This window comes from Paenibacillus sp. 102 (assembly GCF_039549175.1).
Lineage (GTDB): Bacteria > Bacillota > Bacilli > Bacillales > Bacillaceae_G > Bacillus_A.
The window spans coordinates 688292-701832 of the sequence record NZ_JBCGHT010000001.1 but is presented as its reverse complement, the minus strand read 5'-3'; the positions used below and the strand labels follow the sequence as shown (position 1 = coordinate 701832).

At 37.0% G+C, this 13541-nt stretch carries 19 protein-coding genes and 2 pseudogenes; 18 read left to right on the top strand and 3 right to left on the bottom strand.

Going from position 1 to position 13541, the window contains the following annotated elements; all coding sequences use genetic code 11:
• Nucleotides 1-51: 51 nt before the first annotated feature.
• From AAIE21_RS03695 to efp, 4 genes are all read left to right on the top strand, one after another.
• Entirely contained in the window at nucleotides 52-516 is a 465-nt protein-coding gene (locus AAIE21_RS03695; protein WP_343265513.1) for a YqhR family membrane protein, read from the top strand.
• A gap of 73 nt (nucleotides 517-589) precedes the next feature.
• The gene (gene aroQ, locus AAIE21_RS03690) at nucleotides 590-1030 is read left to right on the top strand and encodes a type II 3-dehydroquinate dehydratase (protein ID WP_343265512.1); all 441 of its coding nucleotides are present in this window, start codon (nucleotides 590-592) and stop codon (nucleotides 1028-1030) included.
• Between the two features lie 4 nt (nucleotides 1031-1034).
• Nucleotides 1035-2096 carry a Xaa-Pro dipeptidase gene (pepQ, locus tag AAIE21_RS03685; protein ID WP_343265511.1) on the top strand — a complete coding sequence of 354 codons (1062 nt, stop codon included), beginning with the start codon at nucleotides 1035-1037 and terminating at the stop codon, nucleotides 2094-2096.
• Between the two features lie 20 nt (nucleotides 2097-2116).
• Entirely contained in the window at nucleotides 2117-2674 is a 558-nt protein-coding gene (gene efp, locus AAIE21_RS03680) for an elongation factor P (protein ID WP_343265510.1), read from the top strand.
• A 36-nt stretch (nucleotides 2675-2710) separates the two neighbouring features.
• Here efp and AAIE21_RS03675 read toward each other — a convergent pair whose 3' ends face one another.
• Together AAIE21_RS03675 and AAIE21_RS03670 are read right to left on the bottom strand one after the other, a co-directional pair.
• Nucleotides 2711-3013 (bottom strand): hypothetical protein, encoded by a 303-nt coding sequence (locus AAIE21_RS03675; RefSeq protein ID WP_343265509.1) that lies wholly within the window; start codon nucleotides 3011-3013, stop codon nucleotides 2711-2713.
• A 74-nt stretch (nucleotides 3014-3087) separates the two neighbouring features.
• Nucleotides 3088-3213: pseudogene (locus AAIE21_RS03670) on the bottom strand (GNAT family N-acetyltransferase); the annotation flags it as partial.
• Between the two features lie 182 nt (nucleotides 3214-3395).
• On the opposite strand from AAIE21_RS03670, the gene AAIE21_RS03665 reads away from it, so the two are divergent.
• The 9 genes and pseudogenes from AAIE21_RS03665 (at nucleotide 3396) to AAIE21_RS03625 (ending at nucleotide 8925) form a co-directional block, all read left to right on the top strand.
• The gene (locus AAIE21_RS03665; protein ID WP_336450052.1) at nucleotides 3396-3677 is read left to right on the top strand and encodes a YqhV family protein; all 282 of its coding nucleotides are present in this window, start codon (nucleotides 3396-3398) and stop codon (nucleotides 3675-3677) included.
• Nucleotides 3678-3704: 27 nt separating this feature from the next.
• Complete coding sequence (gene spoIIIAA / locus AAIE21_RS03660; protein ID WP_343265508.1) at nucleotides 3705-4631, top strand: stage III sporulation protein AA; 927 nt, start codon at nucleotides 3705-3707, stop codon at nucleotides 4629-4631.
• Complete coding sequence (gene spoIIIAB, locus AAIE21_RS03655; RefSeq protein WP_343265507.1) at nucleotides 4625-5140, top strand: stage III sporulation protein SpoIIIAB; 516 nt, start codon at nucleotides 4625-4627, stop codon at nucleotides 5138-5140. The genes spoIIIAA and spoIIIAB overlap by 7 nt, the downstream gene beginning before the upstream one ends.
• 14 nt (nucleotides 5141-5154) lie before the next feature.
• Complete coding sequence (gene spoIIIAC / locus AAIE21_RS03650; RefSeq protein WP_000020914.1) at nucleotides 5155-5358, top strand: stage III sporulation protein AC; 204 nt, start codon at nucleotides 5155-5157, stop codon at nucleotides 5356-5358.
• A 23-nt stretch (nucleotides 5359-5381) separates the two neighbouring features.
• Nucleotides 5382-5765 carry a stage III sporulation protein AD gene (spoIIIAD, locus tag AAIE21_RS03645; protein ID WP_001167588.1) on the top strand — a complete coding sequence of 128 codons (384 nt, stop codon included), beginning with the start codon at nucleotides 5382-5384 and terminating at the stop codon, nucleotides 5763-5765.
• Nucleotides 5766-5775: 10 nt separating this feature from the next.
• Nucleotides 5776-6948 (top strand): stage III sporulation protein AE, encoded by a 1173-nt coding sequence (gene spoIIIAE, locus AAIE21_RS03640; protein WP_343265506.1) that lies wholly within the window; start codon nucleotides 5776-5778, stop codon nucleotides 6946-6948.
• Nucleotides 6949-6960: 12 nt separating this feature from the next.
• A pseudogene (gene spoIIIAF, locus AAIE21_RS03635) lies at nucleotides 6961-7592 on the top strand (stage III sporulation protein AF).
• A complete protein-coding gene (spoIIIAG, locus tag AAIE21_RS03630; RefSeq protein WP_343265505.1) occupies nucleotides 7582-8259 on the top strand; it encodes a stage III sporulation protein AG in 678 nt (225 codons plus the stop codon). The pseudogene spoIIIAF and the gene spoIIIAG overlap by 11 nt, the downstream one beginning before the upstream one ends.
• 12 nt (nucleotides 8260-8271) lie before the next feature.
• The gene (locus AAIE21_RS03625; protein ID WP_343265504.1) at nucleotides 8272-8925 is read left to right on the top strand and encodes a SpoIIIAH-like family protein; all 654 of its coding nucleotides are present in this window, start codon (nucleotides 8272-8274) and stop codon (nucleotides 8923-8925) included.
• A gap of 93 nt (nucleotides 8926-9018) precedes the next feature.
• On the opposite strand, the gene AAIE21_RS03620 is transcribed toward AAIE21_RS03625, so the two are convergent.
• Nucleotides 9019-9216, bottom strand: a complete 198-nt coding sequence (locus AAIE21_RS03620) for a DNA recombination protein RecO (RefSeq protein ID WP_343265503.1) — start codon at nucleotides 9214-9216, stop codon at nucleotides 9019-9021.
• Between the two features lie 403 nt (nucleotides 9217-9619).
• On the opposite strand from AAIE21_RS03620, the gene accB reads away from it, so the two are divergent.
• From accB to folD, 5 genes are all read left to right on the top strand, one after another.
• On the top strand, nucleotides 9620-10108 hold the full coding sequence (gene accB / locus AAIE21_RS03615) for an acetyl-CoA carboxylase biotin carboxyl carrier protein (protein ID WP_343265502.1): 489 nt from the start codon (nucleotides 9620-9622) through the stop codon (nucleotides 10106-10108).
• A 16-nt stretch (nucleotides 10109-10124) separates the two neighbouring features.
• Entirely contained in the window at nucleotides 10125-11477 is a 1353-nt protein-coding gene (accC, locus tag AAIE21_RS03610; RefSeq protein ID WP_343265501.1) for an acetyl-CoA carboxylase biotin carboxylase subunit, read from the top strand.
• A 23-nt stretch (nucleotides 11478-11500) separates the two neighbouring features.
• Complete coding sequence (locus tag AAIE21_RS03605) at nucleotides 11501-11893, top strand: Asp23/Gls24 family envelope stress response protein (protein WP_017150885.1); 393 nt, start codon at nucleotides 11501-11503, stop codon at nucleotides 11891-11893.
• Between the two features lie 345 nt (nucleotides 11894-12238).
• Nucleotides 12239-12631, top strand: coding sequence for a N utilization substance protein NusB (gene nusB / locus AAIE21_RS03600; protein ID WP_026589988.1), 393 nt, complete (start codon nucleotides 12239-12241; stop codon nucleotides 12629-12631).
• Between the two features lie 23 nt (nucleotides 12632-12654).
• Nucleotides 12655-13515 carry a bifunctional methylenetetrahydrofolate dehydrogenase/methenyltetrahydrofolate cyclohydrolase FolD gene (folD, locus tag AAIE21_RS03595; protein ID WP_343265500.1) on the top strand — a complete coding sequence of 287 codons (861 nt, stop codon included), beginning with the start codon at nucleotides 12655-12657 and terminating at the stop codon, nucleotides 13513-13515.
• The last annotated feature ends 26 nt before the right edge of the window (nucleotides 13516-13541 follow it).

Below are 13541 nucleotides of genomic sequence, written 5' to 3'. Positions count from 1 at the left end.
TAAACATGCTTCAAAATAGTTTCGGACATACTAATAAGCGGAGGTGTTGATGTGAAGCAAGAACAATCAATAACAAAGAAATTTGTACAGATTGGCTTATTTGGTGGTGTTTTTTGGGGAAGTATATGGTATTTTCTTCATATTTTTTCATTTACAGAAGCCGGACCGAACTATTTACTTTTACCATTTGCGTTTGGAGCGTGGAAAGAGGGAGTTTGGGGAAATGTACTAGGTATTGTCTGTATGGGACTTCTTTCTATTTTAGTGGCATTTCTTTATAAGGTTCTTTTCAAAAGGTTTGAAGGGATACTACCTGGAATATTGTATGGCCTTTTTTGGTGGAGTCTTTTATTTTTCGGGCTTGGTTCTATTGCGCCTGTTATTAAAAATGCACTTCATTTCCCGAAAGAAACAATTGTCACAACGATATGTATTTTTATTTTATATGGTGTATTTATCACATATTCTGTTTCGTTTGAAGCGAACAATGTGAATCAAGGGGAAGGGATAGAGTAGACGAACTATTCAAATAAGTGACTCCTGTGTTAAAATGTCGTATAGACATTTTTATATTAAGGAGTTTATAAGTATGAAGAAATTACTCCTCGTTAACGGTCCTAATCTAAACCGCCTTGGTGTTCGAGAGGTAAATGTATATGGGAAAGGAACGTTAGCGACACTTGAAACAGAGATGAAGCAAGAAGCAGAGAAATTGGGAGTGGAGTTAGAATGTTTTCAATCAAATCATGAAGGTGCTCTTATTGACATCATTCATGAGGCTGATGACATATATGAAGGAATCATTCTAAATCCAGGAGCATTTACGCATTATAGCTATGCGATTCGAGATGCAATTGCGAGTATCTCGATTCCAGTTATTGAAGTACATATTTCCAACATTCATCAGCGTGAATCGTTTCGTCATGAATCTGTAACGGCAGCGGCCAGTGCAGGACAGATTGTTGGATTTGGTTTTTATGGTTATAAGTTAGCGTTATTTGCATTATTGGAGAAACATAGGGAGGCATAAACTGATGGAAAAGATCACGAAGTTAAGAAGTGCATTTGGTGAAGCTGGTATTGATGGTATTTTATTAACAAATGAATATAGCCGTAGATATATGACGAACTTTACAGGGACAGCTGGTGTTGTGCTTATTTCTAATGACCGTGCTCTATTTATTACAGATTTCCGCTATGTAGAGCAAGCTGGTAAGCAAGCTGTTGGTTATGAAATTGTACAACATACAGGGCCAATTCTTGATGAAGTTGCGAAACAAGTGAAAAACTTGGGGATCCAAAAGCTTGGCTTTGAGCAAGATACGCTTACATATAGCTCTTATACAGAACATAAAGAAGCAGTTGAAGCAGAATTTGTTCCAACTTCTGGGCTTGTAGAAAAGTTACGCTTGATTAAGACGGATTCAGAGATTAAGATATTAAAGGAAGCTGCACAGATTGCAGATGCTGCCTTTGAACATATCCTATCATTCATTCGCCCAGGCGTATCTGAAATTGAAGTGTCAAATGAACTTGAATTTTTCATGAGAAAACAAGGAGCAACATCTTCTTCGTTTGATATTATCGTTGCTTCAGGACTTCGTTCAGCATTGCCGCATGGTGTGGCATCTGAAAAAGTGATAGAAAAGGGAGATTTCGTAACATTAGACTTCGGTGCTTATTATAAAGGATATTGCTCTGATATTACGCGTACGATTGCAGTTGGTGAACCATCTGATAAATTAAAAGAAATTTATAATGTCGTTTTAGAAGCGCAACTTCGTGGTGTGAACGGCATTAAAGCTGGTTTAACTGGTCGTGAAGCTGATGCACTAACACGTGACTACATAACAGAAAAAGGATACGGTGAATATTTCGGACATTCTACTGGTCATGGAGTGGGTCTTGAGATTCATGAAGCACCAGGTTTAGCGTTCCGCTCTGAAACGATACTTGAGCCAGGTATGGCTGTGACAGTAGAACCGGGTATTTATATTCCAGGTGTTGGCGGTGTACGTATTGAGGACGATATTATTGTAACAAGTGAAGGTAATGAAGTAATCACGAAGTCTCCAAAAGAACTTATTATTTTGTAATACACAGGAGGATTTTTTGCATGATTTCAGTAAATGATTTTCGTACAGGTTTAACAATTGCGGTGGACAATGCCCTTTGGCAAGTTATCGATTTCCAACACGTAAAGCCAGGTAAAGGTGCTGCGTTCGTTCGCTCTAAACTACGTAACCTTCGCACAGGTTCTGTTCAAGAAAAAACATTCCGTGCTGGTGAAAAAGTAGAAAAAGCACATATCGAAAACCGTCGTATGCAATACTTATACGCGAGCGGTGAGTCTCACGTATTCATGGATAATGGAACTTATGAACAAATCGAACTTGGTGAAGCTCAAATCGAGCGTGAGCTAAAATTCTTAAAAGAAAACATGGAAGTAGCTATTATGACATACCAAGGCGAAGTACTTGGAGTTGAACTTCCAAATACTGTAGAGTTAAAAGTTGTTGAAACAGAGCCAGGTATTAAAGGTGACACAGCTTCTAACGTAACAAAACCAGCTACATTAGAAACTGGACTTGTTGTACAAGTACCAATCTTCATTAACGAAGGTGAAATGCTTATCATCAACACAGGTGAAGGTAAATACGTTTCTCGTGCATAGTTAGAAAAAGCACTCGTGATCATCACGAGTGCTTTTTTATATGAAATACGGTAGATAATAAATGATGCTTGTAATAAGACTGATAGCTATAAGACTGATTGTTCCCATTATGTAAGGACTCCAAATGAATTGGAATGGTTTTACTATCCCTGTTTTGTATATAGTGTGATCCATATTCGCATTAAGATTGATATTTAACGTAAGCAACCAAATAACACCGAATATCGCTAAACTCCCTAGAAAAAACGCCTCCATAAATGACCAACTAACCAGTTTGGAAAAAAGATAAATTCCAATTAATTCTAATGTAATTGTAATAATAAATTTCATTGCTTTCACTACAAAACCTCCTAATTCTTTAATCCCATCCAATTAAAAAATTCTCACGAGATATAACATGTAATACACAAGGGGACTTTTATTCCGAGAGCGTTTCTTACATGTGGATCGCTAGAAAGTGTAAAAATGATGTCAGCATATTGTAAATAGAGTGGTAATAATGTGACGTGCTTCGCAAAAAACTTTCGTACACTAAGTATAACATGTAGTGATAAGAATATTCAGATTTTTATGATAAGTGATGCGAAAAATTATGTTTTTACTTCTGAAATAGACAACCTCTGCATATGGTTGTACAAATATATGCTTTTTGGAGTACGACTTACTCAGTAAGTCTAAGAAGTTACTTGAAAAGTAATTGGTAAGGAGAGAAGGTGGGAAAATGAAACAGTGGCTAGCGGCAATGGAGACATCTGTGCTTATTATGGGGTTGCTTCGGTTATTTTCAGGTAGCGCGGAAATATTCGCCGCTTTGCTTATGCTTTATGTGAATGATGCAAAAAAAGCATTGTTTATAAACGGTATGCTGGCATTTGTTGGACCGACTGTATTGATTCTAACGATGACGATTGGTATTGCGAGCGTTGCAAATGAAATTTCCTTTCTGAAACTTTTTTTTCTAACTCTTGGAATTGGCTGTATTTTTATTGCGGTGCTGAAATAGTAAGTCAATTATAGTGGGGAGAAGCTTATGAAAGAAGTATTAGAAGTTTTACCAAAGCATATGAAACAGTTCGTTGAAGGCTGTGAACAATATAGCGCGTTAGAAGAAATTCGGGTTCGGATCGGAAGACCGCTTGAATGTATTGCGCACGGAGAAGTGATCTTTTATGACTATGTCGTTACAGCAGAGGATGCCATCTATTTATTAAATAAGCTCAGTCAATATTCGATTTATACGATGGAAGAAGAGTTAAAGCGCGGGTACGTAACTTTGCGCGGTGGCCATAGAATTGGCTTAGCTGGAAAAGTAATTACCGAGAAAAGTGAAGTGAAAATGATCCGGGATGTGTCATCATTTAATATTCGGATTGCTCGTCAAAAAATTGGGATAGCTGAGCCGCTCCTATCTCATTTGTTTGACTCACGTTGGTTAAACACGATGGTAATCGGTCCACCGCAAACAGGGAAAACAACACTTCTCAGGGATGTGGCACGTTGTATGAGTCAAGGAGTTCGTTCTCATAAAATTCCTTCTTGCAAAGTGGGAATTGTTGATGAACGCTCAGAAATTGCTGGATGTGTAAAAGGGATTCCGCAATATGAGTTTGGCCCCCGCGTTGATGTGCTAGATGCGTGTCCAAAAGCAGAAGGAATGATGATGATGATTCGTTCTATGAGCCCAGATATATTAATAGTGGATGAGATTGGACGTATGGAAGATAGCGAAGCCATTATGGAGGCAGTCCATGCAGGTGTTCAACTTTTTATAAGTGCTCACGGTTTTTCTTTTGATGATGTAATGAAAAGGCCATCTTTAAAGGCTGTGATGGAACTTGGTGTGTTTGATCGCTTTATTGAACTATCAAAAGCAAAGGGACCTGGAACCGTTATTCAAGTGAAAGATGGAGATGGTAAGCCTGTTCAAAGGCAAGGAAAGGCTCAAAGTGTATGGTGAAAATATTTGGTGCGGTGTTAATTGTAGCGGTGACTACTTTCTTTGGCTTTTCGTACGCGAAAAGGTATAGTGAACGCCCGCGTCAACTTAGGCTTTTAAAAGCAGCGCTGCAATCGCTAGAAGCTGAGATTATGTATGGACATACACCTTTATCAGAAGCAGCAGAGCGCTTAGTGAAACAAATGCCGAAGCCGTTAAACTGGATATTTCAAAGTTTTTCAAAGCGATTAGAGAGTGGTGAGCAGACAGTTAGAGAAGCTTGGCTCAATAGTTTACAAGAAAATTGGAAACTCACTGCATTTAAACAAACTGAATATGAGATTTTACAACAATTTGGTGAAACATTAGGGCAGCATGACCGTGAATCGCAGCAAAAGCATATTCGCTTATGTATTACGCATTTAGAAAGAGAAGAGGGTGAAGCGAAAGCGCTGCAATTTCAATATGAAAAGATGATAAAGAGTTTGGGTGTATTAGCAGGACTACTTATCGTAATTTTACTGCTATAGGGGGGAGAAAGGCGATGTCCATCGATGTTGGATTAATATTTCAAATCGCCGGAATCGGCATTGTTTTAGCTTTCATTCATACAGTACTAAAAGAGTTGAAGCGGGAGGATATTGCAAACTGGGTGATTCTTGTCGGTTTTGTCGTTATTTTATTTCATGTTGCATTTTTGATTAATACTTTGTTTGACAAGATTAAAAGTGTCTTTCTCTTCCAGTAAAGGGGGCGGTTCGAATCGAGATCTTGCAAATTGTCGGATTGGGCCTCGTTGCGACATTTTTAGCAGCTGTGCTAAATCAACATAAATCTAGCATTACTTCTTTATTTATTGTGTTTGTTGCGAGTGTAATGTTCCTGCTACTAATCGATCAAATTCATTCCATTTTGAGAATGATTGAGAGAGTTGCAAGTGAGGCAAAAGTGAGCAATGTCTATGTAGAGACACTGCTGAAAATCATTGGAATTGCGTACATTGCCGAGTTTGGAGCGCAGATTACAAAAGATGCTGGTCAAGGTGCGATTGCTTCAAAAATTGAATTAGCGGGAAAAATTTTAATTCTTGTTATGGCGATTCCTATTTTAACGGTTGTTATTGAAACAATTCTCGGCTTTTTACCTACGGGATAAGGAGGAGTGAATGTTGCGAAGGTTTGGAATTAAGCTGCTGTTTGCTTGCTTCCTTTTCTTTTCTTTACCAATTGTTGTACAAGCTTCTCCTGTAGAACAAAACGTCGTGGATCAGCAATTGGATAAACTAGGAATTGAAGATGTGAAGCAGTTTTGGGACGGGCTTGTCACAAAATATGGAGGTTATTTACCAGAAAGTCAAAAAGGAAGTTTTATGGAATTTGTAAAGGGTGAAAAGGAATTTTCCATAAAAGAATGGATGATGGGGTTATTAAAATATTTATTTCATGAGCTTGTTGCAAATGGAAAGTTACTCGGAACGCTCATTATGCTCACGATTTTTAGCGCGCTATTACAGTCCTTACAATCAGCTTTTTCAAAGAGTAGCGTTAGTAAAATTGCAGATGCGGTTGTATACATGGTGCTAATTATTTTTGCTTTAAATAGTTTTTATGTCGTAATGACGTATGCACGAGAAACAATTCAAACGATGGTAGATTTCATATTAGCTCTACTTCCTATTCTCTTAGCGCTCATAGCGACAGGGGGCGGGGTCGTATCGGTATCATTCTTCCATCCGATTATCATTTTTTTAATGAATACAAGTGGGATGCTCATGAACTATATTGTACTTCCGCTCTTATTGCTAGCGACCATCTTAAGCATTGTAAGTACAATGAGCGATCAATATAAAGTTACGAAATTGTCCAAGCTCCTGCAAAATGTAAGTGTTGGGATCATTGGTATCTTTCTAACCGTTTTTCTAGGCGTATTATCTGTGCAAGGAACAGCAACAGCAGTTGCTGATGGTATAGCTGTTAAAACAGCGAAGTTTGTAACAGGAAACTTTATTCCTGTGGTAGGTCGGATGTTTACAGAAGCGGCGGATACTGTTATTAGTGCCTCTGGGTTGTTAAAGAATACGGTTGGGATTATCGGGCTTGTTATCTTATGTTTAATCGTTGCTTTTCCTGCGATTCAAATTTTTTGTATCGCGTTTATTTATAAATTCGCAGCGGCAGTACTACAGCCAGTTGGCGGAGGAGCTATTATTAAATGCTTAGATATTATAGGACGAAGTATCATTTATGTATTTGCTTGCTTAGCTATCGTATCCTTTATGTTCTTTTTAAGTATTACCATCATTATTGCTGCAGGGAACATTACCCTCATGATGCGATAGGAGGTGACAGGTATGCAATTTGTGACAGAGTGGATTCGGAATATTATCGTATTTTTGCTCTTAGCGACGATGCTACATCTGATCCTTCCTAACTCGAATTTACAAAAGTATGTCAAATTTGTCGTGAGCTTATTGTTAGTCGTTTTAATCTTGACGCCGCTATTTAAGTTGTTACAAACAGATGTAGATGAAGTAATCGCGAATTTTAATCAAGAAAAATACGTAGCGGACGGATCAATAAAAAATTCAATTGATGAGAAGAAAAAAGAAATACAAGCCCTCACACGTGCATATAGTTTAGAAGAGATGGCTGTCAAAATGAAAAAAGAAGCTGGAAAAGAATTTGAGAAAAAGTATGGCGTGACAGTGTCTGAAATAAAAGTAATCGCAGCAGAAACTAAGGAAGAAGTAAAAACGGCAAAAGATATTCAATCTGTTATTGTGACATTAAAAGAAACTGAAGCGAAGAAAAATGCTGCAATTGAAACAGTAAAGCCAATTGAAATTGATACGAACGAACCACGAAAAACTTCACAAGAAACAAATGTAGAAATGAAAGAGTTCTTTTCAAGCAGGTGGCAGCTAGAGGATAAACAAATCCAAGTTCAAATGGAAGGGGGACAGGTAGAGTAAATGGACAATAAAGATGACAATAAAGATAAAAAATCGAGATTCTCATTTTTTCGCAACTTATTGAAAGGGGACGAAAAAGACGATAAGGAGAAGGGGAGAAAGGTAACACCAAAGTTTTTGCTTGTCCTACTCATACTTGGAATGTTGCTTATGTTTTCTAGTAATTTCTTTGGGCCCAAAAAAGAAGAAGTACCTGTGTTTAAAGAAAAGACAAATCAAGATAGCGAAAAAGATGTGCCGACCTTTGGACAAAAAAGTAGTGGTAATATGTCAGCTGTAGAAAAATACGAAAAAGCGTATGAACAAGAATTGAAAGCGGCATTAGAAGATATAACAGGGGTTAAAGATGTGTCTATTGAAGTGAATTTGGATTCATCTGAAGAAAAAATACTTGAAAAAAATATTGTAAAGCGATCACAAACAACAGGTGAAACAGATAAAACAGGAGGCAAAAGGCAGGTTGAAGATGAATCAACAGATGAAAAAACAGTGATTATACGTGAAGGTGATAAAGAAACTCCGATTGTATTGCGAACAGAGAAACCGAAAGTACGAGGCGTTCTTGTCGTAGCAAAAGGAGTGGATAATATACAAATAAAAGCAATGGTGAAAGAAGCGGTGACGCGTATGCTTGATGTACCATCTCACCGCGTAGCAATACTACCAAAAAAGGGTTAGGGAGGAACTAAAGTGTTGAAAAAACAAACAGTTTGGTTATTAACAATGCTAAGTTTAGTAGTTGTGTTATCTGTATACTATGTCACAACACCTGATAAAATGAATACTGTAACACCAACAGCAGGTGAAAAGGTTGGACAAGAAAAGCAAGGTGTTGAAAAAGAAGTAACGAAAGAAACAACGAAAGAAACATCGAATAAGGAAGCTACTTCAAAAGAAACAACGAAAGAAACATCGGGTAAAGAAACAGAGAAAAAAGAGGATAATAAAAAAGAAACAGGCAAAAAAGAAGGTAATATAACTGTTCAATCAAGTGATGAAAACTTTACAGCACTTCGTTTGAAAATGGAAGATCAACGCAGTGCAGAGAAAGAAAAATTACAAGAGGTTATGAAATCAACAAAATCTTCTGCTGAAGAGATAAGTAAAGCGAAAGATCAATTAAACGCAATTGATAAGATGGCAACAAAGGAAGGATTGCTTGAAACAGTAATTAAATCACAAGGTAGTTACAAAGATGCGCTTGTGAGAGCGGATGGAGCAGATATTAAAGTGACAGTAAAAGCTACGAAGCATTCTCAAAAAGAGGCAAATAAAATTATCCAACTTGTTCGCGCAGAGGCAGGATCTAAAGATGTAGGCGTCAAGTTTGATCCAGTAAAATAAAATATATATCTACCAGTAATTTAAATATGCATTGCAAGCTATGATACGCTGGGGAGATTATTACTCGCGAACAGCGAGGGAAATAGAAAAGAGCTATCGTTTTCGATAGCTCTTTTCTATTTCATCTTTTTGAGTAGTTGCAATGTTTTCTATAGGGAAAGGAGAAATACGCTGAGAGTGAAAAATTAACGGCTCGTGGTAATGTTGATTGCCTTTTCCATATTTTACATGAGTGAAAACAATGATGAGCCATATCAATACAGCTGGTACGAACAAGATAAGCCATATCATATTTCTGCACCTCACTACAAGATATTTTACTTTACTTTGAACATACTATTCGTATGTGAAGGAAGGATGAACGGCTTGTAAATAAAAAATAATATTTGGTAAAAATATGTTTTTTTCTGAAGTGGTCTTGCCAATTTCGAGTGAAACTTGGTATTATTACTAGGTGATAATTTTTTAGTGAAATAATATTTTTACAGGAATTTCGATTTATCGTAAAGAAATATAAATTGGAATGTTGAAAATATTTATCGTAAGATGAGAGTAGCAAAAGTTTCTATTAGAAAATGTAATAGGAATGATTTTTCTAGTAGAATGAATCGTATCTTTACAGACAACATAGTTTGTTTTATATGTTCAGTATCTGTAAGAGCGGAACAAACAAGTGTATGGGAGTGGATTTTACATGTTTAAAATTCAAGAAGTTCGTGAATTAATTAAGTTAATTGATAGCTCTAATATTGATGAATTTGAATACAAAAAAGATGGTACGACAATCAAAATGAAAAAGCGTGGTAATGAAGTTGTTGCAATTCAGGCAGCTCCAGTAGCGAAACAATCATTACAAACGCAAGTGGTAGAAACGGAAACGGCAGTAGCAGCTGCGCAGGTAGAAGCACCAAAGCAGGAAGAGAAGAAAGTTGTTCAAGATGAGAATTTACATAAAATTACATCACCAATGGTTGGAACATTCTATGCTTCTTCCTCGCCTGATACACCTGCATATGTAAGCGTTGGTGATCGTGTTTCAGAAGGTAAAGTTGTTTGTATTGTTGAAGCGATGAAGCTCTTTAATGAAATTGAGGCAGAAGTAACTGGAGAGATCGTTGAAATTCTTGTTAACAACGGACAACTTGTTGAGTATGGACAACCGCTATTTCTTGTAAAAGCGTAATAAGGGAGTCTTTGTGATGATAAAAAAAGTATTAATAGCCAATCGTGGGGAAATTGCTGTACGAATTATTCGTGCTTGTAAAGAGATGGATATTGAAACAGTAGCCATTTATTCAGAAGCGGATAAAGAATCACTTCATGTGCAAATCGCAGATGAGGCGTATTGCGTTGGGCCGACAATATCGAAAGAAAGTTATTTGAATTTGACAAATATTATAAGCGTTGCAAAGTTGACAGGGTGTGATGCAATTCATCCTGGGTATGGATTTTTAGCGGAGAATGCAGATTTTGCAGAACTGTGCCGTGAGTGTAATTTAATTTTTATTGGTCCTAGCCCAGAAGCAATTTCAAAAATGGGTACAAAAGACGTTGCTCGTGATACAATGAAAGAAGCAGGGGTTCCGATTGTACCAGGTTCACAAGGAATTATAAAGAACACAGAAGAAGCGATGGAACTTGCAAATCAAATTGGATATCCGGTCATTATTAAAGCAACTGCGGGTGGTGGCGGAAAAGGAATTCGTGTTGCTCGTGATGAAGAGGCGCTTGTAAAAGGAATTCAAATTACACAGCAAGAAGCTAGTACCGCTTTTGGAAACCCTGGTGTATACTTAGAAAAGTACGTTGAAGATTTCCGCCATGTTGAGATTCAAATAATGGCAGATACACATGGCAATGCGATTCATTTAGGAGAGCGTGATTGCACAATTCAGCGCCGTTTGCAAAAACTATTAGAAGAAAGCCCTTCGCCTGCACTGGATGAAAACATTCGTAAGCAAATGGGTGAAGCGGCAGTAAAAGCAGCGGTAGCGGTTGATTATACAGGTGCTGGTACGGTTGAGTTTATTTATGAATATAAAACGAAAAGTTTTTACTTTATGGAAATGAACACGCGAATTCAAGTAGAACATCCGGTTACAGAGCTAGTAACAGGGGTGGATTTAATTAAAGAACAGATTCGTGTTGCTTCTGGAGAAACGCTATCGTTACAGCAAGAAGAAGTACAATTTAACGGTTGGGCAATGGAATGTCGAATTAATGCGGAAAACCCTGCCAAAAACTTTATGCCGTCTCCAGGTAAGGTAGAAATGTATTTACCACCAGGAGGATTTGGTATTCGCGTCGATTCAGCTGTTTATCCTGGATATTCAATTCCACCTTTTTATGATTCAATGATTGCAAAATTAATTGTTCATGGGAAAACACGTGAAGAAGCAATTGCAAAAATGAAGCGAGCGCTTAGTGAATTTGTCATTGAAGGCGTACATACGACAATCCCGTTCCATTTACAATTGCTAGATCATCCTGATTTTATAAAAGGTGAATTTAATACGAAATTTTTGGAAGAGCATGAACTTGTGACGCAGTGATACATTTAAAGGAGGTTTTTTTCATGGCTGAACATATGTTAGATATGGGTCAAGATACAACCCTTGGAAAAGTAGAAATTGCACCAGAAGTAATTGAGGTAATTGCAGGCATCGCTGCCGCTGAAGTAGATGGTGTAGCAGCAATGCGTGGCAACTTTGCTACAGATGTTGTTGAAAAGTTAGGAAAGAAAAATCACGGTAAAGGCGTGAAGGTTGAATTAGTCAACGATGATATTATCGTTGACGTTTATGTTGTCATGTATTTTGGTGTAGCCATCCCAGTTGTTGCACAAAAAATTCAAGATAATATTCGCCAAGCACTCTTTACAATGACGGGTCTTGAACCGAAAGAAGTGAATGTTCACATCGTTGGCGTAACATTCGAAACGCAAAAAACAGAAATCGAGCCAGTATAAGAATGAGAAGGTGCCTTGTCAAATGGGCACCTTTTTTCTCGTTTCATCTCTTCATGCACAAAACCCTCTAATTATTATACTATTTTAAAAATAAAGAATATAAAAAAGGAATGATGCGTTTTTCCAAAAAACGTACATTGTGATAGGATATGGAACTTGAAGTTAATCTTTTTATTATTTTTCAGCCTTGTAACTCGTGTATGAAACGATAAATTGTGTTATTATCATTGTATTATAAGGTTGGAAAATCAATGAAAACTGTAAGAGTAAGTAAATTGACGGCTTATAAATTATAATAATATAACAAAACATAAGGAAAGACTTGAAGCATAAAGGAGAGTTACAATGAAACGTAGGACGGCTAGAGAAAGAGCCATGCAGGCATTATATCAAATGGATATTACAGGAGAATTAGAGCCGAAAGTAGCGGTAGAAAATACGCTAGAAGAAGGCGAAGAAACAAATGAGTTTTTAGAATCACTTGTTGTTGGTTTTGTCGAACATAAAGAAGCAATTGATGAAGCAATTCGTCAAAATTTAAAGAAGTGGAAATTAGAACGTATTAGTATTGTGGATCGCAGTATTTTACGTTTAGCTGTGTATGAAATGAAGTACATGGAAGAAATTCCACACAATGTAACAATTAACGAAGCAATTGAAATCGCAAAAACATTTGGGGATGAGGAATCTCGTCGTTTTATAAACGGCGTTTTATCTAATATAAAAGACACACTTTAATTTCTTTAAGGGGGAAATTTAAAATGGTAGCAGTAATCATCAAAGGAAATGAAGTTGCGGAGAAAAAACGAGCACAATTAAAAGAAGAAGTTGTGAAGTTGAAAGAGCAAGGGATTGTACCGGGATTAGCAGTTATTTTAGTTGGAGAAGATCCTGCATCTCGTTCTTATGTAAAAGGAAAAGAAAAGGGCTGTGAACAAGTTGGGATTTATTCAGAGTTAATTGAGTTTCCAGATACAATTACAGAAGAGCGTTTGTTAGCTGAAATCGATCGCTTAAATGAGGATGACCGTATTAATGGAATATTAGTACAATTACCTTTACCGAAACATATTGAAGAGAAAGCTATCATTGAAAGAATTTCACCTGAAAAGGATGTAGATGGATTCCATCCAATCAGTGTTGGTCGTATGATGACAGGGCAAGATACATTCCTTCCGTGTACACCGCATGGTATTGTGGAATTAGTAAAAGAAACAAATCTTGATATTTCAGGAAAACATGTTGTTGTAATTGGAAGAAGTAATATTGTTGGAAAACCAGTGGGACAGCTATTTTTAAATGAAAATGCAACTGTAACATACTGTCACTCCAAAACAAAAAATATAAAAGAATTATCAAAGTTAGCTGATATTTTAATTGTGGCTGTTGGACGAGCAAAAATGGTAACAGCTGACTATATAAAAGAAGGTGCAGTTGTAATTGATGTTGGTGTCAATCGTTTAGAAACAGGAAAACTATGCGGTGATGTTGACTTTGATAATGTACTGGATATCGCAGGCTATATTACACCAGTACCAAAAGGAGTCGGTCCAATGACAATTACAATGCTCCTTCATAATACAGTTGAATCTGCAAAACGAGCAGGGGTTGTTTGTAAATAATTTGAATCGGCTATGAGGAGAGAGAG

Bases quoted from the DNA above. Each gene is read 5' to 3' on its own strand.
- aroQ (WP_343265512.1), top strand. From the start codon at position 590: ATGAAGAAATTACTCCTCGTTAACGGTCCTAATCTAAACCGCCTTGGT.
- pepQ (WP_343265511.1), top strand. From the start codon at position 1,035: ATGGAAAAGATCACGAAGTTAAGAAGTGCATTTGGTGAAGCTGGTATT.
- efp (WP_343265510.1), top strand. From the start codon at position 2,117: ATGATTTCAGTAAATGATTTTCGTACAGGTTTAACAATTGCGGTGGAC.
- AAIE21_RS03665 (WP_336450052.1), top strand. From the start codon at position 3,396: ATGAAACAGTGGCTAGCGGCAATGGAGACATCTGTGCTTATTATGGGG.
- spoIIIAA (WP_343265508.1), top strand. From the start codon at position 3,705: ATGAAAGAAGTATTAGAAGTTTTACCAAAGCATATGAAACAGTTCGTT.
- spoIIIAB (WP_343265507.1), top strand. From the start codon at position 4,625: ATGGTGAAAATATTTGGTGCGGTGTTAATTGTAGCGGTGACTACTTTC.
- spoIIIAC (WP_000020914.1), top strand. From the start codon at position 5,155: ATGTCCATCGATGTTGGATTAATATTTCAAATCGCCGGAATCGGCATT.
- spoIIIAE (WP_343265506.1), top strand. From the start codon at position 5,776: ATGTTGCGAAGGTTTGGAATTAAGCTGCTGTTTGCTTGCTTCCTTTTC.
- spoIIIAG (WP_343265505.1), top strand. From the start codon at position 7,582: ATGGACAATAAAGATGACAATAAAGATAAAAAATCGAGATTCTCATTT.
- AAIE21_RS03620 (WP_343265503.1), bottom strand. From the start codon at position 9,216: ATGATATGGCTTATCTTGTTCGTACCAGCTGTATTGATATGGCTCATC.
- accB (WP_343265502.1), top strand. From the start codon at position 9,620: ATGTTTAAAATTCAAGAAGTTCGTGAATTAATTAAGTTAATTGATAGC.
- accC (WP_343265501.1), top strand. From the start codon at position 10,125: ATGATAAAAAAAGTATTAATAGCCAATCGTGGGGAAATTGCTGTACGA.
- AAIE21_RS03605 (WP_017150885.1), top strand. From the start codon at position 11,501: ATGGCTGAACATATGTTAGATATGGGTCAAGATACAACCCTTGGAAAA.
- nusB (WP_026589988.1), top strand. From the start codon at position 12,239: ATGAAACGTAGGACGGCTAGAGAAAGAGCCATGCAGGCATTATATCAA.
- folD (WP_343265500.1), top strand. From the start codon at position 12,655: ATGGTAGCAGTAATCATCAAAGGAAATGAAGTTGCGGAGAAAAAACGA.